This window comes from Desulfosporosinus sp. SYSU MS00001 (genome assembly GCF_049943955.1).
Classification (GTDB): Bacteria; Bacillota; Desulfitobacteriia; order Desulfitobacteriales; family Desulfitobacteriaceae; genus Desulfosporosinus.
In genome coordinates, this window is sequence record NZ_JBNFTW010000001.1 from 535,924 (window position 1) to 561,793 (window position 25,870).

The 25,870-nt window shown below is 44.3% G+C and carries 22 protein-coding genes; 17 read left to right on the forward strand and 5 right to left on the reverse strand.

The genetic code is table 11. The annotated features are described in order from the left end of the window. Positions 1–199 precede the first annotated feature (199 nt). Both ACPUYX_RS02565 and ACPUYX_RS02570 read left to right on the forward strand, forming a co-directional pair. A complete protein-coding gene (locus ACPUYX_RS02565; protein WP_426378161.1) occupies positions 200–1,681 on the forward strand; it encodes an alkaline phosphatase family protein in 1,482 nt (493 codons plus the stop codon). A 181-nt stretch (positions 1,682–1,862) separates the two neighbouring features. Next, positions 1,863–2,348 carry a peptidoglycan recognition protein family protein gene (locus ACPUYX_RS02570; RefSeq protein ID WP_426378162.1) on the forward strand — a complete coding sequence of 162 codons (486 nt, stop codon included), beginning with the start codon at positions 1,863–1,865 and terminating at the stop codon, positions 2,346–2,348. Here the strand turns inward: ACPUYX_RS02570 and ACPUYX_RS02575 are convergent. Next, complete coding sequence (locus ACPUYX_RS02575; protein ID WP_426378163.1) at positions 2,320–4,344, reverse strand: penicillin-binding protein; 2,025 nt, start codon at positions 4,342–4,344, stop codon at positions 2,320–2,322. The genes ACPUYX_RS02570 and ACPUYX_RS02575 overlap by 29 nt on opposite strands. 324 nt (positions 4,345–4,668) lie before the next feature. On the opposite strand from ACPUYX_RS02575, the gene ACPUYX_RS02580 reads away from it, so the two are divergent. Then, positions 4,669–5,352: a DUF2225 domain-containing protein gene (locus ACPUYX_RS02580; RefSeq protein WP_426378164.1), complete on the forward strand. Its 684-nt coding sequence runs from the start codon at positions 4,669–4,671 to the stop codon at positions 5,350–5,352. 125 nt (positions 5,353–5,477) lie between these two features. Then, positions 5,478–6,044 (forward strand): class I SAM-dependent methyltransferase, encoded by a 567-nt coding sequence (locus ACPUYX_RS02585; protein ID WP_426378316.1) that lies wholly within the window; start codon positions 5,478–5,480, stop codon positions 6,042–6,044. 103 nt (positions 6,045–6,147) lie between these two features. Here ACPUYX_RS02585 and ACPUYX_RS02590 read toward each other — a convergent pair whose 3' ends face one another. Then, positions 6,148–7,995, reverse strand: coding sequence for an Rqc2 family fibronectin-binding protein (locus ACPUYX_RS02590; RefSeq protein ID WP_426378317.1), 1,848 nt, complete (start codon positions 7,993–7,995; stop codon positions 6,148–6,150). Positions 7,996–8,205: 210 nt separating this feature from the next. Between ACPUYX_RS02590 and ACPUYX_RS02595 the strand changes: the two genes are divergently transcribed. From ACPUYX_RS02595 to ACPUYX_RS02640, 10 genes are all read left to right on the forward strand, one after another. Continuing rightward, entirely contained in the window at positions 8,206–10,941 is a 2,736-nt protein-coding gene (locus tag ACPUYX_RS02595; RefSeq protein WP_426378165.1) for a calcium-transporting P-type ATPase, PMR1-type, read from the forward strand. A gap of 347 nt (positions 10,942–11,288) precedes the next feature. After that, a complete protein-coding gene (gene dapF / locus ACPUYX_RS02600) occupies positions 11,289–12,131 on the forward strand; it encodes a diaminopimelate epimerase (RefSeq protein WP_426378166.1) in 843 nt (280 codons plus the stop codon). A 174-nt stretch (positions 12,132–12,305) separates the two neighbouring features. After that, on the forward strand, positions 12,306–13,184 hold the full coding sequence (locus tag ACPUYX_RS02605; protein ID WP_426378167.1) for a YicC/YloC family endoribonuclease: 879 nt from the start codon (positions 12,306–12,308) through the stop codon (positions 13,182–13,184). A gap of 13 nt (positions 13,185–13,197) precedes the next feature. Next, a complete protein-coding gene (remA, locus tag ACPUYX_RS02610) occupies positions 13,198–13,473 on the forward strand; it encodes an extracellular matrix/biofilm regulator RemA (RefSeq protein ID WP_426378168.1) in 276 nt (91 codons plus the stop codon). A gap of 9 nt (positions 13,474–13,482) precedes the next feature. Continuing rightward, positions 13,483–14,088, forward strand: a complete 606-nt coding sequence (gmk, locus tag ACPUYX_RS02615; protein WP_426378169.1) for a guanylate kinase — start codon at positions 13,483–13,485, stop codon at positions 14,086–14,088. Beyond that, positions 14,088–14,300 carry a DNA-directed RNA polymerase subunit omega gene (gene rpoZ, locus ACPUYX_RS02620; protein ID WP_426378170.1) on the forward strand — a complete coding sequence of 71 codons (213 nt, stop codon included), beginning with the start codon at positions 14,088–14,090 and terminating at the stop codon, positions 14,298–14,300. The genes gmk and rpoZ overlap by 1 nt, the downstream gene beginning before the upstream one ends. Then, positions 14,294–15,502 (forward strand): bifunctional phosphopantothenoylcysteine decarboxylase/phosphopantothenate--cysteine ligase CoaBC, encoded by a 1,209-nt coding sequence (coaBC, locus tag ACPUYX_RS02625; RefSeq protein WP_426378171.1) that lies wholly within the window; start codon positions 14,294–14,296, stop codon positions 15,500–15,502. Before rpoZ ends, coaBC begins: the two co-directional genes overlap by 7 nt. A gap of 7 nt (positions 15,503–15,509) precedes the next feature. Next, complete coding sequence (gene metK / locus ACPUYX_RS02630) at positions 15,510–16,700, forward strand: methionine adenosyltransferase (protein WP_088228502.1); 1,191 nt, start codon at positions 15,510–15,512, stop codon at positions 16,698–16,700. A 341-nt stretch (positions 16,701–17,041) separates the two neighbouring features. Further along, the gene (locus tag ACPUYX_RS02635) at positions 17,042–18,289 is read left to right on the forward strand and encodes a phenylacetate--CoA ligase family protein (protein WP_426378172.1); all 1,248 of its coding nucleotides are present in this window, start codon (positions 17,042–17,044) and stop codon (positions 18,287–18,289) included. A 12-nt stretch (positions 18,290–18,301) separates the two neighbouring features. Then, positions 18,302–18,703 (forward strand): ACT domain-containing protein, encoded by a 402-nt coding sequence (locus ACPUYX_RS02640; RefSeq protein ID WP_088187638.1) that lies wholly within the window; start codon positions 18,302–18,304, stop codon positions 18,701–18,703. 222 nt (positions 18,704–18,925) lie between these two features. On the opposite strand, the gene ACPUYX_RS02645 is transcribed toward ACPUYX_RS02640, so the two are convergent. The 3 genes from ACPUYX_RS02645 to ACPUYX_RS02655 form a co-directional block, all read right to left on the reverse strand. Next, positions 18,926–19,249: a DUF1540 domain-containing protein gene (locus ACPUYX_RS02645; RefSeq protein ID WP_426378173.1), complete on the reverse strand. Its 324-nt coding sequence runs from the start codon at positions 19,247–19,249 to the stop codon at positions 18,926–18,928. A gap of 219 nt (positions 19,250–19,468) precedes the next feature. Further along, positions 19,469–20,017, reverse strand: a complete 549-nt coding sequence (locus ACPUYX_RS02650) for an NADH peroxidase (protein ID WP_426378174.1) — start codon at positions 20,015–20,017, stop codon at positions 19,469–19,471. 177 nt (positions 20,018–20,194) lie between these two features. After that, a complete protein-coding gene (locus ACPUYX_RS02655) occupies positions 20,195–21,421 on the reverse strand; it encodes a solute carrier family 23 protein (protein ID WP_426378318.1) in 1,227 nt (408 codons plus the stop codon). Between the two features lie 430 nt (positions 21,422–21,851). On the opposite strand from ACPUYX_RS02655, the gene priA reads away from it, so the two are divergent. The 3 genes from priA to fmt all read left to right on the forward strand — a co-directional run bounded on the left by priA (position 21,852) and on the right by fmt (position 25,752). After that, the gene (gene priA / locus ACPUYX_RS02660) at positions 21,852–24,107 is read left to right on the forward strand and encodes a replication restart helicase PriA (protein ID WP_426378175.1); all 2,256 of its coding nucleotides are present in this window, start codon (positions 21,852–21,854) and stop codon (positions 24,105–24,107) included. 73 nt (positions 24,108–24,180) lie between these two features. Beyond that, on the forward strand, positions 24,181–24,633 hold the full coding sequence (gene def, locus ACPUYX_RS02665) for a peptide deformylase (protein ID WP_088228495.1): 453 nt from the start codon (positions 24,181–24,183) through the stop codon (positions 24,631–24,633). A 159-nt stretch (positions 24,634–24,792) separates the two neighbouring features. Next, positions 24,793–25,752, forward strand: a complete 960-nt coding sequence (gene fmt / locus ACPUYX_RS02670; RefSeq protein ID WP_426378176.1) for a methionyl-tRNA formyltransferase — start codon at positions 24,793–24,795, stop codon at positions 25,750–25,752. Positions 25,753–25,870 lie beyond the last annotated feature (118 nt).

Below are 25,870 nucleotides of genomic sequence, written 5' to 3' on the forward strand. Positions count from 1 at the left end.
AAGGCCGCGCTCGTTCCCTGGTTTGAAATAATGCTCATATCCAACTCTCCTCGCTTGTGTTATTGCATTCACAATATCATTTCATTCTTAAAAATAACTTAAGATATTCTTAAAAAACGGTTATGACAGGTGTTTCGTGACAAGTGGGAGAAAACTTTGCTATAATGAATTCTGCAGGACATTTTAAAGGGGGTCGATCATGAAAAAGGCCATCTTATTTGTGATAGACTCTTTGCATCCGACCGTCTTGGGAAGAATTCTGGCAGAAGGAAATGCTCCCGCTCTGGCTTTTTTAGCGGAACATGGAACCTATACAGAAGGGGTTGTTTCGACGTTCCCAACGATGACCCCTGTGGCCACAAGTTCTATGATTACTGGAGCAGGCCCCGATCGACATGGCATTCCCGGGTTTATTTGGTATAATGAAACTATACGAAAAATAGTCGATTATGGTGCAACTTGGCAAAATGTTTTAAAGATCGGCCCAGAAAAGGTTATTCGTAATTTGTTATTAAAGCTGAATGATGAGCATCTTGCCGTGGAAACGCCGACACTTTACGAAGTATTAGAAGCTTCAGGGGTTAGCTCGGGGAATATCAATCTTTTTATGCACCGTGCCGTTCATGGGTTTAAGGCAAAACTTCCTTTTTCAATTGCTTTGGCCACGAGATTCCGTCTCCGAGAGGCAGAGGTTTTTGGACCTTCGCATCTAACGTTAGGCCAGCTTGTCCATTTGCCTTTTTCTGAGCGGTTATCTACTTATCCAAGGGGGCCTTTTCACCGCTTTGGTTTTAATGATGTTTTTTCCGGTACAATAGCCCGCCAGCTTGTTCAGGAGGGGGGCCTGCCAGATTTTACAGTTGTTTATTTTCCGGATAATGACAAGAATTCCCACCATTACGGCCCTTTGCGAACAGCTCCCTCTTTAGAAATGGCGGATCAGCAGATCGCTTCCATTCTTAATCAGTTCGGTTCCTGGGAAATTGCTCTCGAGAAAACAGCCATCATCGTTACAGGAGATCATGCGCAGTCTACGGTAGGATTAGGCTCAGAATACCTGATCAATTTAGATCAGGCTTTAATGACCTTCAAACGATTACGCCCAAGGGAAGAGGCAGGAGAACATCACGAAATTGTTATTTGCCCCAATGAACGAATGGCTTTTATTTATGTCTTACAACGAAAAGAGGTAATTTTGCCTCAAATTGTCGATATCTTAGCGAGAGATGTGAGGAATGCCCAAATTTCATGGAAAGTCGCTGATAATAAATACATTGTTCTACAGGGTGGTAGTGAGAATCAGCTTTCCTTTTCCCGTGGGGGTCCTATTCTGGATGAATACGGGCAAAGTTGGTCTTACGATGGAGATTTAACCGTGGTAGATGCCCAAGTGACCGACGGGAAAATAATTGAGTTTGGTAACTATCCCGATGCTTTTTCGAGGCTTATCTCTGCATTGGAAGCGCGCCAGGGTGATCGCGTGATTGTTTCTGCTCTCTCAGGCTTTGAGTATTATGCGGAAGGGGCACCGACTCATCCCGGAGGAGGAAGCCACGGCTCGTTGGAGAAAGAGGATTCCACAGTACCCATGATTGTGACCGGAATGCCCTTTGATTTAAAACATCCCCGGATTGTGGATCTCTATCCTCTGATATTAAGGTATTTCGGAATCGGAAAATAGTAGAGATTACTGCCCAAAAGTTTACATAGTTCAAAACGAAAAAGTATCGGTTCAGGCAACCGATACTTTTTCGTTTTGAACTATGTTTGAAGATGCTGAAGGTACTGGAAACTATTTTTTCTCACTTGATCGAAGGCAAACGCATAAATCATAATTTAAAGACTGTAAAGGGGGACTCGAAATGGATTGGCAAAAGATCGTGATTCATCATACGGCAAGTCCGACGACAGTGCGTCGTGGAGGGAAGAGCGTTCCTGTTGATTGTGAAATAATACGAGAGTGGCATAAAGCCAAGGGATGGAAAGACATCGGATATAATTTTGTCATCATGCCTGATGGAGACTGTCAAGCCGGAAGGCCCTTGTCCCAACAGGGGGCACATTGCAAAGCAGGCAAGCGAAATTCTATGGGTATTGGAGTTTGCTTGGTGGGAAATTTCAGTGAAACGGAAGTGCCTGAAGCTCAGCTCAATGGGTTAGTGAAAAAAGTCGTACAGCTGCTCCAGGATTACAACTTAGGCCTTGATGACGTTGAGCTCCATCGGGATGTGCCTGGAGCAGCTACGGAATGTCCGGGACGAAACTTCTCCTTGAATTCTCTAAAAAAGAAGCTTAAGTTTGAAGCACTTGGAGGACCCGTTACGGAGACGCTAGGGGAGAAAAGGTGACAGTAACCATAGTACCTTTGGTGACTACTTTTCCGGCAGGGAGTGACTGCTGATTTGCCAGGCCGCTACCAGAAAAGCTAAAGTGAAGTTCTGATTTTTCTAAGACACTTCCGGCTTGACGCATGGTGAGTCCCGTTAAATCAGGGACAACGGTTTCTTCGGCACTTGGTGTGCGTTCAGGTGTTACAGGTTGCGGAGAGGGGCGAACAGCGGTTTCGGTGGGGGAAATTGAAACATCGCTTTGGGTATTGCTCGCTACCGGAATGCCGTAATATTGCAGAGCTCCTTCGAGGATGGCTTTGGCCGGAAGGGCGCAGATAGGACCGCCGTCATGTTCTCCATCTGCCATTTTGGGGGTATCTACAATAACTAACAAGGCAATTTTAGGATTTTCAGCGGGGGCATAAGATGCAAATGAAGCAATATAATCCGTACTTGAATAATCCCCTGTGGCCGGATCGATTTTTTGGGCAGTTCCTGTCTTACCAGCTACATTAATTCCCGGGATTTTGGCCAGATACCCGGTTCCGTTGTTAACAACCTGCTCTAAGACTTGTGTCATTTGAGTCGCGGTTTCTTTAGAAATAACCTGTCGAACTGATGTCGGTTTTTGTTGTTTGACTAACTGCCCATCGGGTGTAGTAATTTTGTCAACAATATAGGGCTTGTACAGAGTTCCCCCGTTCGCAACAGCTGAAATAGCCGTTAATAATTGAATAGGTGTTACTGAATTTGCTTGTCCGAAGGACATGGTTGCCAGGTCAAGCTCTCGTGCTTTGTTCTGAGGGACAAGAATACCACTTTCTTCACCTGAAATATCAATGCCGGTTTTAGAACCGAATCCAAAGGCTCTGAGATAAGTATAAAAGGTGTTCATCCCTAGTTTCATGCCAACTTGCGCAAGAACAACGTTGGAGGAGGATTGCATCCCCTGGGTAAAGGTGGTGTTTCCTCGGGATGCTATATTAGAGTCCCAGTTCGTGATTACTTTAGGGCCCACTTGAAGATACCCTGGGTCATAGAATTCTGAATTCGGGGTTATAACTCCTTCTTCCAAAGCGGCTGAGCCCGTAACGGTCTTAAAAGTGGACCCTGGTTCATAGGTCATGCCGATGGCAAGGTTGCGGCGGACATCAGGGGTTACTTTTTGATAATTGGAGGGATCAAAGGTTGGACGAGATCCCATACCCAGAATACGGCCTGTTTTCGGATCCATCGCTAAAATTGTTACACTCTTAGCCTTAGTTGTTTGCTCTAAACCGTCAAGTTGCTGTTCAATTAAATATTGAATAGTTGAATCAAGGGTTAATGTAAGGTTGTCGCCGGGAATTGGAGGTTCTCCCTGCGAAGGAGCACCTAAAATGGAACGCGCGCGGGTATCTTCTTCTTGGGAGATAAAACCCGGTTTGCCATACAACTCTTTGTCGTAATAGTTTTCTAAACCTTCTACGCCATGACCGTCTTGAGTTACTATGCCAAGTGTTGAGGCTGCAAAACTACCCATAGGATTTACGCGTTTCTCTTCATCAGTCAGGCCGACTCCGGGGATTTTTAAGGCCATAATCTGATCTGCTTTTTGAACATCAACGTGATGTGCCAGACTAATCCAAGAAAGGTTAGTTTTATTAAGGTCGGATAATATGTCCTGGGGCTCGATTCCTAGGAGACTTGCAAGGTTTTTAGCAACGTCTTCTTTAGTGCTTTTAAATTGTTTCTTGGAAATTAAGTCATTCAACGTTTTGGGATCTGCATAAACTTCTTTAACGGGAATGCTTTGAGCTAAAACATTTCCTTGAGCATCAAAAATAGCACCTCTTTGGGGTCGGACATTTTCATCGTTTGTTCGTCGCTCAATGCCTCTTTGTTTGAGATCGGAAGCCTGAACTATTTGCAAGTCTATAAGCCTGCCTAAGACTAAAAGCATTAAAATTCCTAAGAATAATGGAACCCAACGGCTACGTGAAAAATAGGTTACACGTTTATTTTGTAGTTTCAAAGCTGTCTTCTACCTGCCCTTCTTTAGTCAACCGTTGAACAAAGATCGTTTCTTATTTACAAAAAGTCCCCTCGTTGAGAGGGGCTTTGGAAAACCGAAGAATGTCCATACACTATTATAGCTTAGATTTGCTCATCTGCTATATAGTTTCTATTAAAAAAATGTTAAACCATAAGCATGAAAATAAACCATCTTTTGGATTTAAGAGACTGGTTTTGTAAAATTTGCAGGAATTATAGCTGATGGAGTCGAAATTAAACATCTATAGTAAAGTTTTCTCTTACGGTAATGTCATGGGTTCCCCAAAAAAGGAGTGCAACTATAATGGAAGCTTTTTATGAAAAAGAAGTAAACTGTCTTTGCTGCGGACATAGTTTTAGCAGCCTAAAAGTACGTTCCAGGTCGGCTGTTCCCTATAAAATTGATAGTGACTTTTGTCCCCATTACAAAGAGGGTACACCTAATCCGCATCTTTACTATGTTAGAGTTTGTCCGGAATGTGGGTTTGCCTTTTCAGATGATTTCTCCGAGACCTTTCCTTCAGGTACCAAAGAAATCATTAATGCCAAAATATCCTATGAATGGAGAAAGCACGATCTTGGACAGCTCAGGGATACTGCTAAGGGTATTGAAACCCTAAAATTGGCGATATACTCTGCTACCTTGAAGAAAGAAAAGCATTCCGTATTAGCTGGTTTGTGTTTGCGGTTGGCTTGGATATACCGAACAGAAAATAGGCAAAACGACGAACAGCGGTTTTTGCAGTTAGCCCTTCAGGAATATGAAGAATCTTATCTCTATTCCGATTTTAATGGGACATCAATGTCTGAACTGCGAGTCTTATTTATGATCGGGGAGCTAAGTCGCCGACTTGGCCAATATACCAAAGCCGTTTCCTATTTTTCCAAAATTATTGAGCATCCAAAGCGTAATGAAGAAGCAAAGATCTTAAATATGGCTCGCACTCAATGGCAGATTGCTGCGGAGGAAAATCGAGAGTCTAAATAGCATTTGGGGATTGAGCCGGAAACTTGTTATCATAGTTTTCTCGAGTATAATTATACATAACAAGTTCACTTCAGTCGTGTGAATTTTTAATGAAGAAGTGATTATTCTTGAATGACAAAAGGAACATGTTTAAGAACGTTGTTGATTTAGCAAAGCAAATTTGTCAGTTAAAATTAAAGCAGGGAGACAAAGCGGCTGATTGCACAATGGGTAACGGCAATGATACTGCTTTCTTATGCGATTTAGTTGGAGAAGAAGGAAAGGTTTATGCTTTCGATATTCAAGAAGAGGCAATTAGTAAAACCCGCGAGAAGCTGCAGAAATTAAAGCTTCTGGACAGAGCTGTCTTAATTCTTGATGGTCATGAGACAATGGATTCTTACATCAAGGAGCCAATCCGCTTATTTATGTTTAATCTTGGCTATCTTCCTAAAGGAGATCATGAAATAACAACCAAAAAGGATACTACACTTCAAGCTGTTCAGAAATGTTTAGATCTTCTGGAGCCTGACGGCCTTATTTTATTGGTTATCTACCCGGGACATGAACGGGGAAAAGAGGAGCAAGAAGCTCTCGCCGTCTTTGCCGCAACATTGAATCAAAAAGCCTTTAATGTTGCTCATATTTGCTTGACCAATCAGGCCAATAATCCTCCTGAACTTCTTTGTATTGAAAAGGTTCTCCCTAGATAAAAAACAAGCGCAGAAATTTCACTTAAGAAATTACTGCGCTGTTTTTTTTATCCGGTTTTTAAGACCTCCACTTTTATAAGTGGGGGTGTATCCTTCTATTCAATCACTCTATTGCTTCTTCTGTTGCCAGTAATCGTTCCAGGATTTCTGGCTTGGGGGTAAGATATAAGGTCCAATTCTGCTCGTAGACGACCATACCAGGCTTGGCAGAGTTGGGCTTTTTAAGTTGCTTTACATGGGTATAATCGACGGGAACCTGGGAAGAACCTCTTGACTGGCTGTAAAAAATGGCTAAAGCAGCTGCTTCTTCTAACGTAGCATCGTCAGGAAACTCTTCTCCCTCCTCGAGGGGAACCAGGACATGAGAACCGGGGATCTGTTTGACATGCAGCCACAGATCATTAGGTTTTCCTTTGCGCAACGAGAGCCAATCGTTTTGAGCATTATTTTTCCCAACATAGATGATTCTGTCTTGGCTTGAGCGATAGATGCGAGGATGAGGCATTTCTTTGGAGGATTTAACCTTGGGTTTCTGTCGCGACTTTGATTTTGATCCGTTTTTGTTCGATTTAAAAGTGTCCTTGAGCAAATGTTTACCTGCAACGTAGCCTTGTTCCATAAGTTCGACATAAATTTCTTCAAGTTCAGAAAGAGTGGAAGCCTGATCAAGACTGACTTGCAGGGAATTCAAATAATTGGTTTCATCAAGGGCAGCTTCTTGAAACTGCTGGGTTTTCATTAATGTGGCCTTTGCTTTGTTATACAGTTTGTAGTAACGCTGAGCATTGTCGATGGCACTAAGATGGGGATCAAGGGGTATTAGAACTGATGAAAGAGCGGGGTCATAATAATCTTCAACGCTAACCTCCTTCGATCTGGAGACAATTCGATGCAGGTTGGCTGTGAGGAGTTCACCCCAGCGCTGATAGGCAAGATTGGAATTTGCTTCGGATATGGCTTCTCCATAGACGTTTAGCTTCTTATGAAGATGGGTTTGCTGTTCTTGGACGATTTTTCGTAGTGAGCCACGTTTAGCTTCAAGATTATTGGTGACGGATTTGGCGCTATAAAAGCACTGAATAGTCTCGTTTAAAGAATCGAAACTTACTTTTTTTAAGGTTTGGTATTGTTGAAAAGGAATAAAGGTAAAGGCGATAGGAGGTAATTTAGGTTGAGGAGGATAGTAGAGACAGGGCTGGATTTCCGTCTTATCTTCGGGGTTGCATAACCTTTGATAGGCTTGAAAAAGCCTTGAAAAATCAATGTCCCCACACTGATGGAGGTAAGTATCAGCAGATAAGCCGGCTTGAATGGCAATTTCCAGGGCCAATTCCGGACTGACTCCTGCGAAATGGGTAAGGAGCAGTTTTGTGATCTTTCGGTCGAGATCGTCGAAGGAGAAAGTCTGTCGCCAGAGTTCTTCATCTTTAAAGGGAGGTTTCTTCCCTTGAGAGGGAGGTGCAAGATAGGTGCGCCCGGGAAGTACTTCACGGTAGCGGCTAAGGGCGTGAGAATAGCGTTTAAGTCCGTCGAGGATTGTTCCGCTACCCTGATCCACCAGAATTAAATTACTGTGCTTACCCATGATTTCTAAATAGAGATGGAGTGTAACGAGATCACCGCGGTCGTTGTAGTTTTGAATTTCAAAGGTGATGACTCGCTCCAGCTCTACTTGGGAGACACTGGCTATTTTTCCTCCTTCGAGATGTTTGCGCAGGATCATGCAGAACATGGGCGGAGAAGGGGGGTTTTTTTTGCTTTCAGCAGTCAAGTGAAAGCGTGGAGAGGTAGCGCCAGCGTTAAGCAAGAGTCTCCTATTGCCTTGGCTCAGCCTCAACTGAAGATGGATTTCTTCTTTTTCAGGTTGAAAGATTTTATCTATACGTGCTCCTTTGAGCTGGGGAGCAAGTTCCTTTACTAAATAGGCGAGGGTCACACCGTCTAAGGCCATGAGGGATCTCCTTTCATCCAATCGTCAGACTCCCGCTTCCACAAGTGGGAGTGGTTCCCCTACCTTGCTTCGGTGGGGGGCGAATTGTTTTTAGTATAACACACTTGGACATCGGAGGCATTTTTCAGCGGTCTTCGGAATAAGCATGTACTACGAAATGGACAAAGAGTAAGGAGCTAAGTTCTTTGGGTAAGAGGAGGAGATTAAGACATGCGTCAACAATCATGGCATGTACTGCCTTGGGTTGATGTGGCCAAGGTATTGAATGTGCATCCAGGCAAAGGGTTAAATGTTAAAGAAGTTCAGAAGCGCTTGCAAGAAGTCGGGAAAAATGTCCTGGCAGCAAAAAAGGGAGTTCATCCTGTTTTTCTGTTCTTGGGTCAGTTTAAAGATTTTATGGTTTTGGTCTTATTGGCAGCAACAGTAGTCTCAGGACTTTTGGGAGAAATAGCAGATGCAGTTACGATTTTAACAATTCTGATTGTCAATGCAATTTTGGGCTTTATTCAGGAATTTCGTGCCGAGCGTTCTATGGAATCCTTACGTTCCCTCACGGCTCCGGAGGCGCGGGTTCTAAGGGAAGGCCTTGAGCAGCGAATTCCGGCAGCCGAGCTTGTCCCCGGGGACATCGTACTTTTGGAAGCAGGTGATCGCATTCCTGCCGATGTGCGCTGGATTCAGGCCGTCAACATTCAAGTGGAAGAATCTGCCCTAACGGGAGAATCTCATCCTGTGAGTAAGAGTATCGCACCTCTTATCGATGAATTGACCCCCATGGCTGATCGACGAAACATGGGCTATATGGGGACTTCTGTCGTCAACGGCCGAGGGGCCGGTGTCGTCGTGGCGACAGGTATGGATACAGAGATGGGTGTTATCGCGGGGATGATTCAGAGTGTGGAAGAGGAAGAAACCCCTTTACAAAAACGTTTGGCGGAATTGGGAAAATGGTTAGTCTTAATTAGTGTTCTTGTTTGTTTAGTCGTAGTGGCTACAGGGATTTTGCGGGGTGAAGATTTTTATAAGATGTTCTTTACAGGAGTATCTCTGGCCGTTGCGGCTATTCCCGAGGGTTTACCGGCTATTGTCACTGTGGCCTTGGCCGTCGGGGTTCAACGAATGGTAAAGCGGCAGGCAATTATTCGCAAACTTCCTGCAGTGGAAACCTTGGGCTGTGCGACAGTGATTTGTTCCGACAAGACTGGGACCTTAACCCAAAATGAAATGACCGTGCGTCAAATTTATTCGGATGGCAGAAAAATTACCGTTTCCGGTCAAGGTTATGATCCCAAGGGGGATTTTTATGGTGCCGATCCCGAGAAAGAAAAAGATCCTCTTCATGAAGGCTTAAAAATTGCCGCTTTATGTAATAATGCCATCTTAACGAAAAAGGGAGCTCAAGTTGCAGGCCTCTTTCGCTCTAAAGCTAATGATGCTCCCTGGGGAATTGAAGGTGACCCTACTGAAGGCGCGATTTTGGTTGCAGCGGCTAAGGCAGGAATCTGGCGTGAGGTATTGGAACGAAAAGAAGAGCGGATTGGAGAATTGCCCTTCGATTCAGACCGCAAACGAATGAGCGTGGTATATAAGACAAAGCATGGACCCAGAGCTTATGTTAAGGGGGCACCAGACAAAATTGTCCAGCTTTGTAAGCAGGAATTAACCTCGGAAGGTGTTGTGGAGTTATCTTCCGCACGCAGGCAAAGCATTATGCGGGCCAATGATGAAATGGCCAGGCATGCTCTGCGCGTTCTGGCAGTCGCAGAAAAATCGTTAACGGAATATGAGATGCATGATGAGGGGATTGAACAGGGGTTAACTTTCGTCGGTTTATTGGGCATGATTGACCCGCCGCGTCCCAGTGCAGTTCGGGCAATTAAATTATGCCGGCAGGCGGGAGTTAAGCCAGTTATGATTACGGGAGATCATCGTCTGACGGCTGAAGCAGTAGGACATGAATTAGGGATTCTCAAAGGGAAGGACGGAGTAATCTCAGGGGAAGAATTGGAGCGAATGTCTGATCAGGATCTCAGCCAAAGGGTTATGGATATTTCCGTTTATGCCCGGGTAACCCCAAAAGACAAATTAAGAATCGTGAGAGCCTTGAAAAACCAGGGCCAAGTTGTTGCTATGACCGGCGATGGCGTTAATGATGCACCAGCGGTCAAGGAAGCAGATATTGGAGTGTCTATGGGTGTGACCGGGACAGATGTTACCAAAGAAGCGTCTTCTATGGTTTTAGGCGATGATAACTTTGCGACCATTGTTGCCGCAGTGGAAGAAGGACGGGGAATTTATGATAATATCCGCAAGTTTATCCGCTACTTGCTTTCCTGTAATCTGGGAGAGGTTTTAACCATGTTTTTAGCAACGCTTGTCGGGCTGCCCCTGCCTCTCCTGCCCATTCAAATTTTGTGGGTAAATCTTGTAACCGATGGCTTGCCTGCCATGGCCCTGGGAGTTGACGGAGCGGAGCCGGAAATTATGAATCGTCCTCCGAGAATCCCGGGAGAAAGCATTTTTGCCCGCGGACTGGCTCGTAAAATAGGCATCAGGGGAACTTTGATAGGTTTGGGTACACTTTTCGTTTTTGTCGCTGGCCTCTTTATGGGAGCCAATATGTTAGGGGCTCGAACTATGGCCTTTAGTACGCTGGTGTTCTCTCAATTATTCCATGTTTTTGATTGTCGCTCTGAAGAACGAGGTATCTTTGAAGTAGGACTTTTTTCAAACCCTTACTTAGTTGGGGCGGTGTTGGTTTCGACACTGATGCAGCTGAGTGTCATTTATCTGCCGCCTTTACAAGCTATCTTTAAGACGACAGCCCTGCACAGCTGGCAATGGATTTTAATTCTTTGCGTAGCCGGAGGCCCTTCAATTCTAATTGGTCTGGCCCGCCTTCTCAAAAACAACTGGCAGGGCAAACCGTCGATAGCCAAAGGATAAACCGTGTATACTTGACTCAATAGCTTGACCCCCTTTATCTTGCGTAGTATCCTTTAATGAGATATAACGTAAACTATACTAGACTTTTGATTTAGATGGAGGTAACTCCATCTAAACGTTTTAGGTATACTAAGCAAGGAGATTCTTTTATCCCTATAAGTGGGGGTTGTTCCCATACCTCGCTTCGGTGGGAGAAGAGTCCATCCTTCAGCGCGTAAGCATTTGTTATGGGCTTGTAAGGTGCTTTCGGCACCGAAGCCCAGATGTTCAGCTTTAGCTGAATGAGTTCTCTGCGAATGTTTTAAGATTTATATTAGGGACTAAATTCTGCGAGGGGAGCAAGCATAATGAACTTTGTAAAAATGCATGGTCTGGGGAATGATTTTGTTTTCCTGGATCATTTTTCTCATACACCGAAGGAAGAGGCAGATTATCCGCAGCTAGCCCAGAAACTCTGCCACCGTCAATTTGGAATCGGGGGAGATGGATTAATTGTCATTCTTCCTTCCCAAGTTGCTGACGCTCGGATGCGCATTATTAATTCAGACGGATCAGAACCGGAAATGTGCGGTAACGGTATCCGCTGTTTTGCACGGTACGTCTATGATCAAGGAATTGTCTCCCGAAACCCCATGCGGGTGGAGACTCTTGCCGGGGTCTTAACTTTGGGACTTGATATCGAAAACGGGCAGGTTCGTGGAGTAAGGGTTGACATGGGTGAGCCTATTTTAAAAGCGGATCTTATTCCGGTTCTTGGTGTTGGAGAACCTGTGGTCGGCCAGTCCCTTGAAGCCTTGGGAAAAACATTTTCCTATACTGCCGTTTCAATGGGAAATCCTCATTGTGTCATTTTTGTCGATGACTATTCAACTCTGGACTTTGAACGTCTAGGACCGGCAATCGAGAGCCATACTTTGTTTCCGCGTAAAACGAATGTGGAGTTTATTCGGATTGATTCAGCGACGGAGATGACGATGAAGGTGTGGGAGCGGGGAGCCGGGCCAACCCTTGCCTGTGGAACAGGCGCTTGTGCTTCCTTGGTTGCTGCCGTACTTAATCAAAAGACTGAACGTTCTGCAACGGTTCATTTGCCAGGTGGGGATTTATTGATAGAATGGGGGCCTGACAATCATGTTTATATGACTGGTCCTGCGGCTTACGTGTTTAAAGGAGAATGGTTAGAAAGCTGAGACAAAAAACATTTAATCGCATCTTCGCCGGGAGATGCGATTTTGCTTAGCTCCTAGTCCGGGTTTCTATCTTTGATTCACTAGGAAAGTTATTCGTTGATCTGTTATAATATAGTAAGGACATCAACTATAAAGGGGTGAAAAGCCTGGCTGTTTTGATTCGCCGGGTTAAGTATGGCATATAGCATGACAGGATTTGGACGGGGAGAAGTGAGTGGCTGTGGTTATCAGTTTTCTGTGGAGCTGAAAGCAGTCAATCATCGCTTTTTAGAAATCGTTGTTCGTCTGCCGCGGAATTTTGCGGAATTTGAAGAACGTGTCCGTAAAACGTTACAAGAAAAATTCAAGCGCGGACGGATTGAAGTACATATTAATATCGTGGAAACTGAAGAAAAAATGAGATTAGCGAAGGTTGACAAAGAATTGGCACTGTCGTATGATAAGGCATTGAAGGATCTCGCCTCAGCTCTGCATACGGCCTATGATACGGATATTTATCGCTTAGTGGCTTTGCCCGAAGTGCTTTCAGTTCAGGAACCGGAAATCGAGGGGGATACCCTATGGGATGTTTGTGCAGAGGCACTGATGAAAGCAACCGAGGGTTTCGGACAAATGCGCCGGGCTGAAGGAGAAAAGTTAACCTGCGATCTTCTGCAAAGATTGGATCAACTGGCAGAGCATTTGCGTCTTATTTCTGAACGAGCGCCTTATGTTGTGACCGACTATCAAGAACGTCTTCAGGAACGGATTCAAACGTTATTAGGCGGTGTAGAATTGGATCCGGTTCGCTTGGCGAATGAAGTGGCTTATTTTGCAGACCGCGCATCAATTACTGAGGAATTGGTTCGTTTTGACAGCCATTTGGCTCAAAGCCGCGAGGCGTTGAACAGCCCTGATTCAGTGGGGCGTAAACTGGATTTTTTGGTACAAGAGATGAACCGGGAAATCAATACCATTGGGTCTAAAGCCAATGATTTAATTATTGGAAAACAGGTTGTTATCGTTAAAAGCGAGCTCGAAAAAGTACGTGAGCAGATTCAAAATTTAGAGTAATGGAGGATTCATTTTGGACATTAAGCTTATTAATATTGGTTTTGGTAATATAGTATCTGCCAACCGAATTATCTCGATTGTGAGTCCGGAATCTGCCCCAATCAAGCGGATCATTCAAGAGGCGCGTGATGCGGGCATGTTGATTGATGCGACTTATGGCCGGCGTACACGTGCGGTCATTATTTGTGACAGTCATCATGTTATTCTTTCTGCAGTCCAGCCTGAGACTGTGGCACATCGCCTTTCCACCAAAGAGTCCAGCAATCATGTAGATGATCCGGCGGATTAGGGGTGTAGTGTGGAGAAAAGTCATGGGTTATTAATCGTCCTTTCAGGTCCTTCAGGAGCAGGGAAAGGAACTTTATGTAAAGAATTACTGCGGCAGATGCCAAATTTAAACTATTCCGTTTCGTTGACGACACGCTCGCCGCGTCCTGGTGAAGTGGACGGGGTTCACTATTTTTTCCGTTCCCGGGAAGACGTCGAAGCTATGATCGCCAGAGATGAATTGCTGGAATGGGCTCAGTTTTGTGAAAACTATTATGGTACGCCTAGGTTTGCTGTAGAGCAGGCAATTATGGACGGCCAGGATGTTATTCTGGAGATCGAAATCCAAGGCGCTTTGCAGATTAAAAAGCGCTTTCCTCAGGGAGTATTTACCTTTATTGTTCCGCCTTCCCTCGATGTACTCTCAGAGCGTATACATAAACGAGGTACTGAGACTGAGGAAGTCATTCAAAAGCGTTTAGCTACTGCCATACAGGAATTGGAATACGTCAGTGAATATGATTATGTTGTTGTTAATGACGAAGTTCCTGTGGCTGTTGATAAATTAAAGAGTATCATTATTGCCGAAAAATGCCGGGTTAAACGAAAACCGTTCGTCTTTAAGGGGGAATCCTGATGAAACAACCGTCACTAGATAAACTGATGGAAAAGGTTGACAGCAAGTATACGCTGGTTATTGTGGTCGCTAAGCGGGCACGGGCAATTATGGAAGAAGGGAAGCATGAAGATTTGGCGAGGGGGGTCAAATCCGTAAGTATATCTCTCGAAGAGATTTCTAGATCAACGAGTGCTTATGAATGTATTCCTGACGAGCATACACTATGTTAGCAGGCAGCAAGATTCTGGTTGGAGTTTCCGGAGGGATTGCGGCTTATAAAACGGCTGAGATAGTAAGTCGTTTGCGAAAGCTGCATGCTGATGTTCATGTTGTGATGACACCATCAGCGACGGAATTTATAACCCCGCTAACCTTAAGAAGCTTGTCTGCAAATCCTGTCTATATTGACTTGTTTGAAGAACCAAAAGTATGGAATGTTGAACATATAGCTTTAGCGGAGTTGGCAGATGCTGTAATTGTTGCGCCGGCAACGGCAAATATTTTAGCTAAAATGGCCATGGGATTAGCTGATGATTTTCTATCAACCGTTTTGCTGGCGACAAGAGCACCGATCTTTGTGGCCCCGGCTATGAATCATGCCATGTATCATCATCCTGCAACCCAAAAGAATCTGGCAATCCTTCAGGATCGGGGGATACGTTTCATTGGACCTGATTCAGGTTTTCAGGCCTGTGGTTCCGAGGGAGACGGCCGCATGAGTCAGCCGGAAGAGATTGTGGAGACGCTCCTGCGTTTTTTTGAACTAAGTACTTGCTTAAAAGGAAAGAAAGCTCTTGTGACTGCGGGTGGAACTCAAGAACCTATAGATCCTGTTCGTTATTTAGGCAATCGCAGTTCCGGGCGTATGGGTTATGCTGTAGCCCAAGCTTTGCAAGAAGCCGGTGCTGAGACAATACTCGTTAGCGCGCCAACAGATTTGCCAGTTCCTCAGGGAGTTACCCGAGTGTCTGTGCAAACGGCAAGGCAAATGCGTGACGAAGTCCTGTCGCGTTTTGCGGATGTTGAAATTATTGTTAAAGCAGCTGCAGTTGCCGATTATCGTCCTGCAGTGCAGGCGGAGCAAAAAATCAAAAAAGATGGCTCAGGGCGAACCCTTGAATTAGTCCCTAATCCGGATATTCTTGCTGAACTAGGACGAGAGAAGACGACTCAGGTTTTAATTGGTTTTGCTGCTGAAACCGAAAACCTCTTAGCTAACGCCCAGGAAAAAATGCAGCGCAAGAATGTTGACCTTCTCGTGGCTAATGATGTTACAAAGGAAGGGGCAGGGTTTGGGAGTCCCACAAATATTGTTAGTTTTCTCTTTCCTGATGGAAGAAAAATAGATTTTCCTCAGATGAGCAAGCTTGAGGTTGCTCGACATCTCGTTAAGGAGATTGTTAACCTCCTTGGAGTTAAAGTAAAGGAGTGATATGTTGATGACAAAAAAGTTGTTTACCTCAGAGTCCGTAACCGAAGGGCATCCTGATAAGATTTGCGACCAAATATCGGATGCCATTCTTGATGCGATTTTTGCTCAAGATCCTAATGCGCGTGTTGCCTGCGAAACTATGGTAACGACCGGATTAGTTCTTGTCAGCGGTGAGATTACAACATCTTGTTATGTTGATATCCCGCATGTTGTTCGTGAAACCATTCGGGAAGTAGGTTATACTCGTGCCAAATATGGCTTCGATGCTGATACCTGCGCCGTTTTAACCTCTATTGGAGAACAATCCGCTGATATAGCCTTAGGGGTCAATCAGGCCTTGGAATCCAAAACAGGGGAAATGTCAGATCTTGATATAGAGGCAATTGGTGCTGGCGATCAAGGTATGATGTTTGGTTATGCAACGAATGAAACTGAAAGTTATATGCCGGTCCCTATTGACTTGGCCCATCGCTTAGCCCGTCGTTTAACGGAAGTTCGGAAAACTGAACTTTTAGGCTATTTACGGCCGGACGGTAAAACCCAAGTCACAGTGGAATATGAAGGAAATAAGCCGGTGCGTGTTGATACTATTGTTATTTCCACCCAACACCATCCGGATGTTACCCAAGAACAAATCCGCCGGGATTTGCTTCAGTACGTCGTTTATCCGACAGTCCCCAAGGAATTGCTCAATGAAGAGACAAAATATTTCATCAATCCTACAGGGCGTTTTGTTATCGGAGGGCCGCAAGGGGATTGCGGCTTAACGGGGCGAAAAATTATTGTTGACACCTATGGAGGAATGGCTCGCCATGGCGGCGGCGCTTTTTCCGGGAAGGACCCCACAAAGGTTGACCGTTCTGCTGCCTATGCCGCCCGATATGTGGCAAAAAACGTTGTTGCAGCGGGATTTGCGGACCGTTGTGAGATTCAGATTGCCTACGCCATTGGTGTTGCCCGTCCTGTTTCTGTTTCTATTGAAACTTTCGGTACCGGAAAGATACCGGATGAGAAAATTGTTGAATTGGTCATGCAAACCTTTGATCTCCGTCCTGCGGGAATTATCAAGAGTCTGAACCTTCGACGCCCGATTTATCGTCAGACAGCGGCATATGGGCATTTCGGAAGAATCGACCTTGATCTTCCTTGGGAAAGAACCGATAAAGCTGACGTTTTGAAAAAACTTGCCGGCCTTTAAATTGACCGAGTCCTTTTAGAGGAGTTCCAATCATGTTATGAGAGGGACTCCTTCTTTCATAGCTGCAACTATTATTTTTCATACTGTCAGAACGTATAAACTTGCGTAATATACTTTCTAAGCATAAGGGCAATTAGGCAGCCGCCTGCGTCAGCCAAGTTTTCTTTAAACCTCTGCCCCAGTGAATATGTTATTATCCTAAAGTTTCCTTGACAGAATGTTAGAGAATTAGGTATTATAAGGCAAACTGTATTATAGCAGTTATAAAAGAGGGACCGTTGTAATACTCAATAGCATAATGACAAAGGCTAAAAAATAATGGGTAAAGAGGGATGGTAGAAATGGAAAAACAGTGGCTGGAAGGCCTGCGTAGGACGGTAGATCGTGTATTACCGATTCCTTATTATCAAGAGAGGTTTCGAAAACTAGGGATTCATCAGGCTGAGGATATTCACTCTCTTAGGGACTTTCAAAAACTACCGCTGACAACAAAGGAAGAATTGCGCCAAAATTATCCCTTTGGCCTCTTCGCAGAACCTATGGAAAATATTGTTCGGCTTCATGCTTCGTCTGGGACGACAGGAAAACCGACTGTAGTGGGATATACTAAACGTGATATTCAGCTTTGGTCCAAAATTGTCGCCAACGAACTTCGGAGAGCGGGTGTTACTCCTAAGGATGTTGTTCAGATTGCCTATGGATATGGATTGTTTACGGGAGGAATGGGTCTGCATTATGGTTGTGAGGAATTAGGTGCGGTGGTTGTTCCTATTTCAGGCGGGAATACGGCTCGTCAACTTATGTTAATGCGAGACTTTGGAACGACAGTGTTGGCGTGTACTCCATCTTACGCTTTGTATCTGGCAGAAAGCCTTGAGGAATCGGGGATTTCACGTGAAGAGTTGAAGTTAAGAATTGGAGTTTTTGGAGCCGAGCCCTGGACAGAGGGTATGAGGGAACAGATCGAAGCTCGACTGGGAATTAAGGCTTATGACATATATGGCTTAAGTGAAACTATGGGTCCGGGAGTAGCTATGGAATGTCCCGCTCATGATGGCTTGCATATTGATGAACATTTTTATCCTGAAGTGTTGGGCCCTGACGGGAATCCCGTTGCGGAAGGTATCCAGGGTGAATTGGTTATAACAAGTATAGATAAAGAGGGCTTTCCGGTATTACGTTATCGAACCAAGGATCTGACGACACTGCACTATGGGACTTGTTCCTGCGGACATACGGGCTGGAAAATGGAACGTGTTTCAGCACGGGTGGATGATATGCTGATCATTCGAGGTGTCAATGTTTTCCCAAGTCAAGTTGAAGAAGCAATCCTGTCCTTCGGTGGGTTTGAGCCCCATTATTTACTTATTGTAGAACGTACGGGAAATTTGGATCAGTTGGAAGTACAGGTTGAAGTCAATGACACCAGCTTCTTTGATGAAGTCCGCGAGTTAGAGGGACGCCAGGAACGTTTACAACGTAAAATTGAAGAAATCTTAGGCATTTCCATTCGTCTTCGCTTAGTAGAACCTAAAAGTATCCCGCGGAGTGAAGGGAAAGCAGTTCGTGTTATTGATAAACGTCGATAGGGAGGTAAATTTATGTTACAATTATCTATTTTTCTGGAGAACGCTAAAGGACGTTTAGCTGAGGTCGTCAGTCTTCTTGCAGAACTTAAGGTAAATTTGCGTGCCCTGTCCTTAGCGGATACAAAGGATTTCGGAGTTCTGCGTATTATCGTCGATGATCCGGAACTTACTACGGAAAAATTGCGCGAACGTAAGGTTGTTGTCTCATTAACCCACGTATGGGTACTTAAGGTTCCAGATCGGACCGGGGGACTTGCCGAAGTGCTTAATCAATTGGTTAAACACGATGTTGTTATTGAGTACATGTATGCGTTTGTGGAAAAAGAAAACGAACAAGCCCGCGTTGTTATCAGAGCTCAGGATCAGGCAGTTATGGAGAAGGCTATGCGGGAACTTAATCTGCCTTTGTTGTAGTGATGAGCCTTTGCGAACGCGAAGTCGTTGGCCGCAGAGTAGGCTAGAAGAAGTAATTAACTAAAGGTTATACTTTCCAATAATATAACAAAGGCCGTGTTGGAAACTGGTTTTCCCACGGCCTTTGTTGTAATTAAATTGAAGGTGTTCCCGGAAAAATTGCGCTGCGACGAAAAGTTGTTAACAATGATCTAATGTCATTGTCCTGAGAAGAGTGACTATTTATTTATCGTTGTCGTTAAAGCTGGAACATTCTGTTTCAGTATATATTTGAGCTTCATTACCAGACACTTGAATAGAATCCAAATTACAAAGCTTATTATCATTATGTTTGCAGCTCACCACATTACAAGTAAGGGCATCACATGGCCCTGAAGAGTTTGTATTATTTGTTAAACTACTGTACTCATATTTATTTAAGAATGAACCACATACCGTTCCGCTCTCAGTAGAAGCAGTAACGCCCCCGATATCAACCCTATTTGAATAGCAAATACCACTTTTATTATGTGAACAAGTTGTTGCACTGCAATTGATTCTTTGCACTAATACACACTCCTTTATGATTTATCCGGTTTTTAAGACCCCCACTTCTATAAGTGGGGTGGGTCCTTCGTTAACTTCAGGTGGGGTAGAGTCCTCCTTCGCCGCTAAGTATTCCTCTTGGGAAAGGCGTCTCGGCAATAATGTCCACTGGACATTATTGTATCTGAAGCCCCGATGTTCAGCTTTAGCGTAAGCGAGATCACTTTCACTTAAGATGTCTCATTTACTAAAATATCTATCGAGTAAGCCTCTAAAAGCTTTGCCATGTCTGGCTTCATCTTTACACATTTCATGGACTGTGTCGTGAATGGCATCCAAGTTATTCTGCTTAGCTATTGTGGCAAGTTTCTTTTTGCCTTCACAAGCCCCATATTCAGCCTCAACTCTAGCAGATAAATTTGCTTTAGTATCAGCAACCACGACTTCACCCAGGAGTTCGGCAAATTTTGAAGCATGCTCTGCTTCTTCCCAGGCAATTCTCTTATAAGCTTCAGCAACCTCAGGATAACCTTCACGATCAGCTTGGCGGGACATCGCAAGATACATGCCAACCTCAGTGCATTCACCCATAAAATTAGCTCTTAATCCTTCCAATAATTCATCGTCACATCCGGATGCTGCCACTCCAATCCTATGTTCATCAGCGAAGTTTAGTTCAGTGGTCATTTCTTTAAATTTGTCTTTGCTTGCTTTACAAATAGGACAAACTTCCGGTGGATTATTACCTTCATGAACATAGCCACAAACTGTACAAATAAATTTTTTCATGTAAAATTCCTCCAAGAAAGTGGTTTGTATGAGTATCCAAAACCTCAGGTGATATTATTTCCTCAAAACTATTTGTTATCCAGTAAAGGGAAGTTTAAGACATAAAAACAGAGCCTAGCGAAGGTTAACTCCCCTGCTAGGCTCTGTTTTTATGTTAGAATAGCATCATTAACCCTATTATTTTGCGGCCTCTTTAGTAGAACTCAAGGAATTTTCTTCTTTTTCATCCTTTAGGACAAGATTCAAGAAAATGCCTGCTAGAGTAGCGAACATAATACCATGATTGGTTAACCCGATTCCTAGGGCGAAGATTACCGCAGCGATAATAAGGTTCTTGTTTTTGGAGAAATCCACTTTGGCCTCGATTAATGTTCTTAGTCCGGCTGCACCGATCATTCCGAACAGTAGGATTACAACACCACCCATAACAGGGGTTGGGATAGACATAATTAAGGCCTGCAAGGGGTTAAAGGTACTTAGGATGATCGCGGCAATCGCTGCGATCCAAAGGTTCAAGGAGCTGTATACCTTGGTTATCGCTAAGACTCCGATATTTTCTGCGTAGGTCGTAAGCGGAACACCACCGAATAAACTGGCAATACCTGTTGCTAGACCGTTTCCTAAGACGACTTTATCAAAACCCGGGTCTTCAATTATATCAGTATGCGTGATGTTGCTAAGAATCATCATGTGTCCTAAATCTTCGATCAATGTTATAAGTGCTAATGGAGCAAAAGTAATAATGGCGGTCACATTCAAGTGGATTGCGCCGAAGCTTTGGAAAGGCAAGACAAATGGGGTTTTAAATGATGCCATAATCTTAGCTGAATCGACTAATCCCATAAATCCAGCAAGGATGTATCCTGCGACAATCGCAATAAGAATTGGTATAACTTTAGAAAACCCTTTTCCATATACACTAACTAGAGTTGCCACTGCTAAAGTAAATATGGCGATGATCCAATTTGCACTAGCCATCGAAACTGCTGTTGGGGTTAAGCTTAATCCGATAATTGCTACGACGCTTCCTGCAACGACGGGGGGAATGAGTTTGTTGATCCATTTCGTACCAAATAAACGGAGTATAATAAATATTAAAATGTATGCTAAACCAACTGACAAAACTCCCGCCATTGCTCCGCCAAGATCATGCTGATCTTTAATAAATGCGGTTAAACTTGCGATAAAGGCGAAAGACGAACCGAGATAGGCTGGAACTTTGCTGCGTGTTAGAAGTAAGAATACAATAGTACCAATACCGGAACAAAATAGGGCCGTTGCAGGACTTAAACCTACAAGGAAGGGGACTAGAATCGTAGAACCGGTCATAGCAAACAAATGTTGAACCCCTAAAGGTATTGCTCGTGTTAGTGGTAATCTTTCATTAATTTGAACTTCTTTCATAACTGTCATCCTCCTAATTCAACTTAATGCCTTGCAGGCATGTAAACTCTCAGGTTTACTCTGAAGGAATCTTCCTTGCAGTCGATGTTTCCCTTATTAATTTGGGTTTCGGTTGATATCGTTATACCTCCTCTTTGGCACTAAAAAACCTCTTTCCTGCCCGCAAGCAAGAAAGAGGTGTCCATATACATTCATGGTCCGCCATTTCCTTCTTAGCCTCACGGGACTAATTTAAAGGTTTAAAGGTTTTTTTGCTGTAAAGAGCATATCATAATTCACATTGGTTTGACAAGAGTTTTATGCATTTCTTACCCGATGGAGTATAGAAAAATCTTTTAATTATATTAGAAGCAAGTAATATGATAAAATAAGGGAGGTGTCTTGAAAAGAATTGGGATTGAAGTTTTTTTGCAGATAAGGAGGCGTCGTCATGTTACGTTATGCTGAGGTCCTGCTTGATGTAGCTAACCGACGCTTAGATCAAAGCTATCACTATCTTATTCCGGAGCATTTAAACTTAAAGATCGGGATGAGAGTGCTCGTAAATCTCCAAAAACGTAAGGTCCAAGGGCTTGTTGTTGGTATAACATCAGACTTGCCGGAGGAATTGGAGAGGACCCCCCTCAAACCGGTTCTGGAAATCATAGACGAACACAGTCTTGTCCCGCCGGATCTTATTGAATTAGCGCATTGGCTGGCTAAAGCAACACTTTGTTCTATGGCCCAAAGCTTACATACAGTTTGGCCACTTTTTAAAGGCAAGATGGAGAAGCGGTTATTCCTTCTCGCCTCACCGGAAGATTCAGATGTTCAGACTCTTCGCTGGCTCAATGAAGAGGCCTTTCGAGGGATCGAAGTGCTTGCCCGGACCCGCCATAAAGAGATTTCGCGGAATATCTTTATCAAACGAGCCCATATTTCTGAAGAGACAGTTGAGCTGCTCATCGAAAAAGGTATGATTAAGCAAGGATACCGGTTTATTTCCATGGGAGTTGGACAGAGACGAGAGAAGAAAGTGAATAGGCCGCAAGAGTTTAGCGAAAGAACGTTCAACTTATCCGCAGAACAGGAAGCGGCTGTGAAGGACGTTATGACTTCTTTAAGAGAGGGCTCATGTGAGACTATTTTACTGCACGGGGTGACGGGAAGCGGAAAAACTGAAGTTTATCGGGAATTAATTGCCCAAGTACTTTCTCGGGGTGGTGATGCGATTCTCTTAGTCCCGGAAATTTCCTTAACTGCTCAGGTGGCTCGTTATTTTCAGGCACAATTCGGTGAGAATGTGATCATTTTACATTCAGGGTTGCGTGCTAATGAAAAAATGCAAGCTTGGGAAGAAATTCTGCAAGGGACAAAGAGAATTGTGATTGGCGCGCGTTCGGCAGTATTTGCTCCCTTGGCCAATTTGCAGCTTATTATTTTAGATGAGGAGCATGACGGCGCTTATAAACAAGACGAGAATCCTAAATACCATGCTCGTGATGTGGCCCGCAAAAGAATGGAGCAGGCCGGCGGGGTGGTTCTGCTTGGTAGTGCAACACCTTCTTTAGAGGCTTACGCTGCGGCGAAAGCCGGTAAAATTCGTTTAGTAACCATGTCTCGGCGCATTGGTCATAGTCAATTACCCCCCGTTGAAATCGTGGACATGCGCAAAGAATTGATGCAGGGAAATCGAAGTATCTTCTCCAAAGTCTTGCAGCAAAAACTCCGTGAGCGATTAGAACTAGGCGAGCAAGCGATGCTCTTCCTCAACCGCAGAGGGTATTCCACCTTTGTGGTTTGTCGTGAATGCGGCTATGTGGTAAGCTGCCCTAACTGTGATGTGGCTTTAACGTATCATAGTCAAGGCCAGTCCATGCGTTGTCATTATTGTGATCATAAAGAACAGCCGCCGTTGACGTGCCCCAAATGCGGGAGTCGGTATATTCGCTTTTTTGGGCAAGGAACTCAGAGGGTTGAGGAGGAACTGCAGGCACTATTGCCGGAAACATCAATTCTTCGGTTGGATTTTGATACGACTCGCAATCGAGAAGCCCACACGACGATCTTGGAAAGTTTTCGCCGGCAGAAGGCGTCAATTCTTGTAGGGACCCAAATGATGGCGAAGGGTCTGGATTTTCCGAATGTAACTTTAGTAGGGGTTATCGCAGCTGACCAAATGCTTAATATGCCGGATTTCAGAGCTAAAGAGCGGACCTTTCAGCTATTAACTCAAGTTGCCGGCAGAGCCGGGCGAAGCGAAAAAGCGGGTGAAGTTATTATTCAAACGTATACTCCGGGAGACAGTGCCATTGAGAAGGCTTCCCATCATGATTATGAGGGGTTTTTTTGGGAAGAGATTCGCTATCGCAAGGGCCGAAAATATCCTCCTTTTACCCATATCATTCGCGTCCTGCTGCTTCATGACAAGGAGGAACGAGTTATTTTGGGAGCAAATAGTTTAGGGGCCTGCTTGAAAGAAAGAATGTGCAATCCTAAACTTGGAAATACTGATTTAGATATCCTTGGTCCGGCACAAGCCGTTTTAGCGAGGCTGAAAAACCAATGGCGCTGGCAAATTTCGGTGCGCGGGATAAATCTTGAGGAACTGAGAGAACTTTTACACCAGGGAATACGAGATTTTTTCAAGACTTCGGCGAGTAATGGTATTATATTAAATATTGAAGTAGATCCACTGACAAATTAGCCCTATGGGTTAGTTTAATTGTAGTAGAATAAAGACAGAACAATAAATTGTTTAAGAGAAAGGGGTACTGGTTATGGCAGTTTATCAAATTGTTGAAATAGGTGCAGATATATTACGGGAGAAAGCAAAAGAGGTTAAGGAGATTAATCCCTCGATCATCAAACTCCTGGATAATATGGTGGATACCATGATAGCCGCAGATGGAGTAGGTTTAGCGGCGCCTCAGATCGGTGTCTCCAAGAGAGTTGTCGTCATTAAGGTTGGAGATGTTCTGCTTGAACTCGTAAATCCGGTGATCTTAGAAAAAGAGGGCGAGTCTGTTGCCGAGGAAGGATGTCTCAGCGTCCCTAATATGACAGGGGACGTGGTGCGGGCGGCGAAAGTTCATGTTCAAGGGTTAAATCGTGAGGGGAAAATGGTGGATATTCATGCCGATCGTTTGATGGCAAGAGCACTCCAACATGAAATCGATCATCTCGAGGGAATTATGTTTGTCGATCTGGCTAAAAAGACCTATCGGAAGTAAACGACGGTTAGGTATGGGGATCACTCCTACTTGAAGAAGTGGGAGTCTTGGAGTGGATAAATGGCCGTTGGATTCACGATATAGGGTTGCAAAACTAGATTGATGAAATTTATGGGTTCGAGCCTCGAACTTCGAACCTCGCAATAAAGGAGAATAGTTATGCGTATTGTTTTCATGGGAACGCCGGATTTTGCGGTACCTTCTCTGCGAGCCTTGGCCAGCCATGGATATGAGATTGCAGGCGTCTTTACACAACCTGATCGGCCGGCAGGCCGAGGGAAAAAGTTAAAACCCAGTCCTGTAAAGGCTGCCGCTGAAGAATTAAACTTGCCGATTTTTCAGCCTGCCAAAATAAAAACGCCTGAAGGTGTTCAATGTTTGCGCGAGTTGGCTCCGGAATGTATTATTGTTGTGGCATATGGGCAGCTGCTCTCTAAGGAAATTTTAAACTTACCTTTGCAGGGATGCATAAATGTACACGCTTCTTTGCTCCCCTCATATCGAGGAGCGGCGCCGATTCATTGGGCGATTATCAATGGCGAAAAGCGTACCGGTGTAACGACGATGCTTATGGATGAAGGACTGGATACCGGGGATATCTTACTTAAGCGTGAAATCGCGATTTCCCAAGATGCAACCATGGGAGAAATTCATAATCAATTGGCAGATTTGGGAGGGGATTTACTGGTTGAAACGCTGCGTGAGCTGGAACAAGAATCCCTGATTTCTATTCCTCAATCAGGAGAATCCAATTATGCTCCTCTTTTAAACCGTGAACACGAACGTCTCGATTGGACACGGCCGGCCATTGAATTGCATAATAAAATTCGGGGCTTAAATCCTTGGCCGGGGGCCTTTGGAGTATTTCGAGAAGAGAACTTTAAGGTTTGGCGTAGTTCAGTATTCACATCTCCAATTACTGAACGGACGGGAAATTCACTTGGAGATTTACTCCCTAAGCCAGGCCAAATCATCGAAGTACTGGATGAGGGTCTGCTTGTCCAAACGGGAGAGGGGGTTCTAGGGATATTCGAGGTTCAGCCGGCTGGTAAACGCTCTATGTCTGCGCGTGACTTTTTGAACGGGAGGCATGGTCAAGTCGGAGAAAAATTCAGTTAAAAGAGCTCGTCGTTTCGTCAGAGACTAACAGATGTTAAGACAATTTCTTCGAGCGCAGTTAAGGTTTCTGCCTAATATTTATTAAGTTAGTTCACTTCTTTGGTATTTAAATGCGGGA

Coding starts and splice junctions, on each gene's coding strand:
- ACPUYX_RS02655 (WP_426378318.1), bottom strand. CDS start 21,421: ATGAAAGAAGTTCAAATTAATGAAAGATTACCACTAACACGAGCAATA.
- ACPUYX_RS02570 (WP_426378162.1), top strand. CDS start 1,863: ATGGATTGGCAAAAGATCGTGATTCATCATACGGCAAGTCCGACGACA.
- ACPUYX_RS02605 (WP_426378167.1), top strand. CDS start 12,306: ATGGCATATAGCATGACAGGATTTGGACGGGGAGAAGTGAGTGGCTGT.
- dapF (WP_426378166.1), top strand. CDS start 11,289: ATGAACTTTGTAAAAATGCATGGTCTGGGGAATGATTTTGTTTTCCTG.
- ACPUYX_RS02635 (WP_426378172.1), top strand. CDS start 17,042: ATGGAAAAACAGTGGCTGGAAGGCCTGCGTAGGACGGTAGATCGTGTA.
- def (WP_088228495.1), top strand. CDS start 24,181: ATGGCAGTTTATCAAATTGTTGAAATAGGTGCAGATATATTACGGGAG.
- ACPUYX_RS02580 (WP_426378164.1), top strand. CDS start 4,669: ATGGAAGCTTTTTATGAAAAAGAAGTAAACTGTCTTTGCTGCGGACAT.
- ACPUYX_RS02650 (WP_426378174.1), bottom strand. CDS start 20,017: ATGAAAAAATTTATTTGTACAGTTTGTGGCTATGTTCATGAAGGTAAT.
- ACPUYX_RS02640 (WP_088187638.1), top strand. CDS start 18,302: ATGTTACAATTATCTATTTTTCTGGAGAACGCTAAAGGACGTTTAGCT.
- ACPUYX_RS02585 (WP_426378316.1), top strand. CDS start 5,478: ATGTTTAAGAACGTTGTTGATTTAGCAAAGCAAATTTGTCAGTTAAAA.
- rpoZ (WP_426378170.1), top strand. CDS start 14,088: ATGAAACAACCGTCACTAGATAAACTGATGGAAAAGGTTGACAGCAAG.
- ACPUYX_RS02565 (WP_426378161.1), top strand. CDS start 200: ATGAAAAAGGCCATCTTATTTGTGATAGACTCTTTGCATCCGACCGTC.
- fmt (WP_426378176.1), top strand. CDS start 24,793: ATGCGTATTGTTTTCATGGGAACGCCGGATTTTGCGGTACCTTCTCTG.
- ACPUYX_RS02590 (WP_426378317.1), bottom strand. CDS start 7,995: ATGGCCTTAGACGGTGTGACCCTCGCCTATTTAGTAAAGGAACTTGCT.
- priA (WP_426378175.1), top strand. CDS start 21,852: ATGTTACGTTATGCTGAGGTCCTGCTTGATGTAGCTAACCGACGCTTA.
- ACPUYX_RS02595 (WP_426378165.1), top strand. CDS start 8,206: ATGCGTCAACAATCATGGCATGTACTGCCTTGGGTTGATGTGGCCAAG.
- coaBC (WP_426378171.1), top strand. CDS start 14,294: ATGTTAGCAGGCAGCAAGATTCTGGTTGGAGTTTCCGGAGGGATTGCG.
- metK (WP_088228502.1), top strand. CDS start 15,510: ATGACAAAAAAGTTGTTTACCTCAGAGTCCGTAACCGAAGGGCATCCT.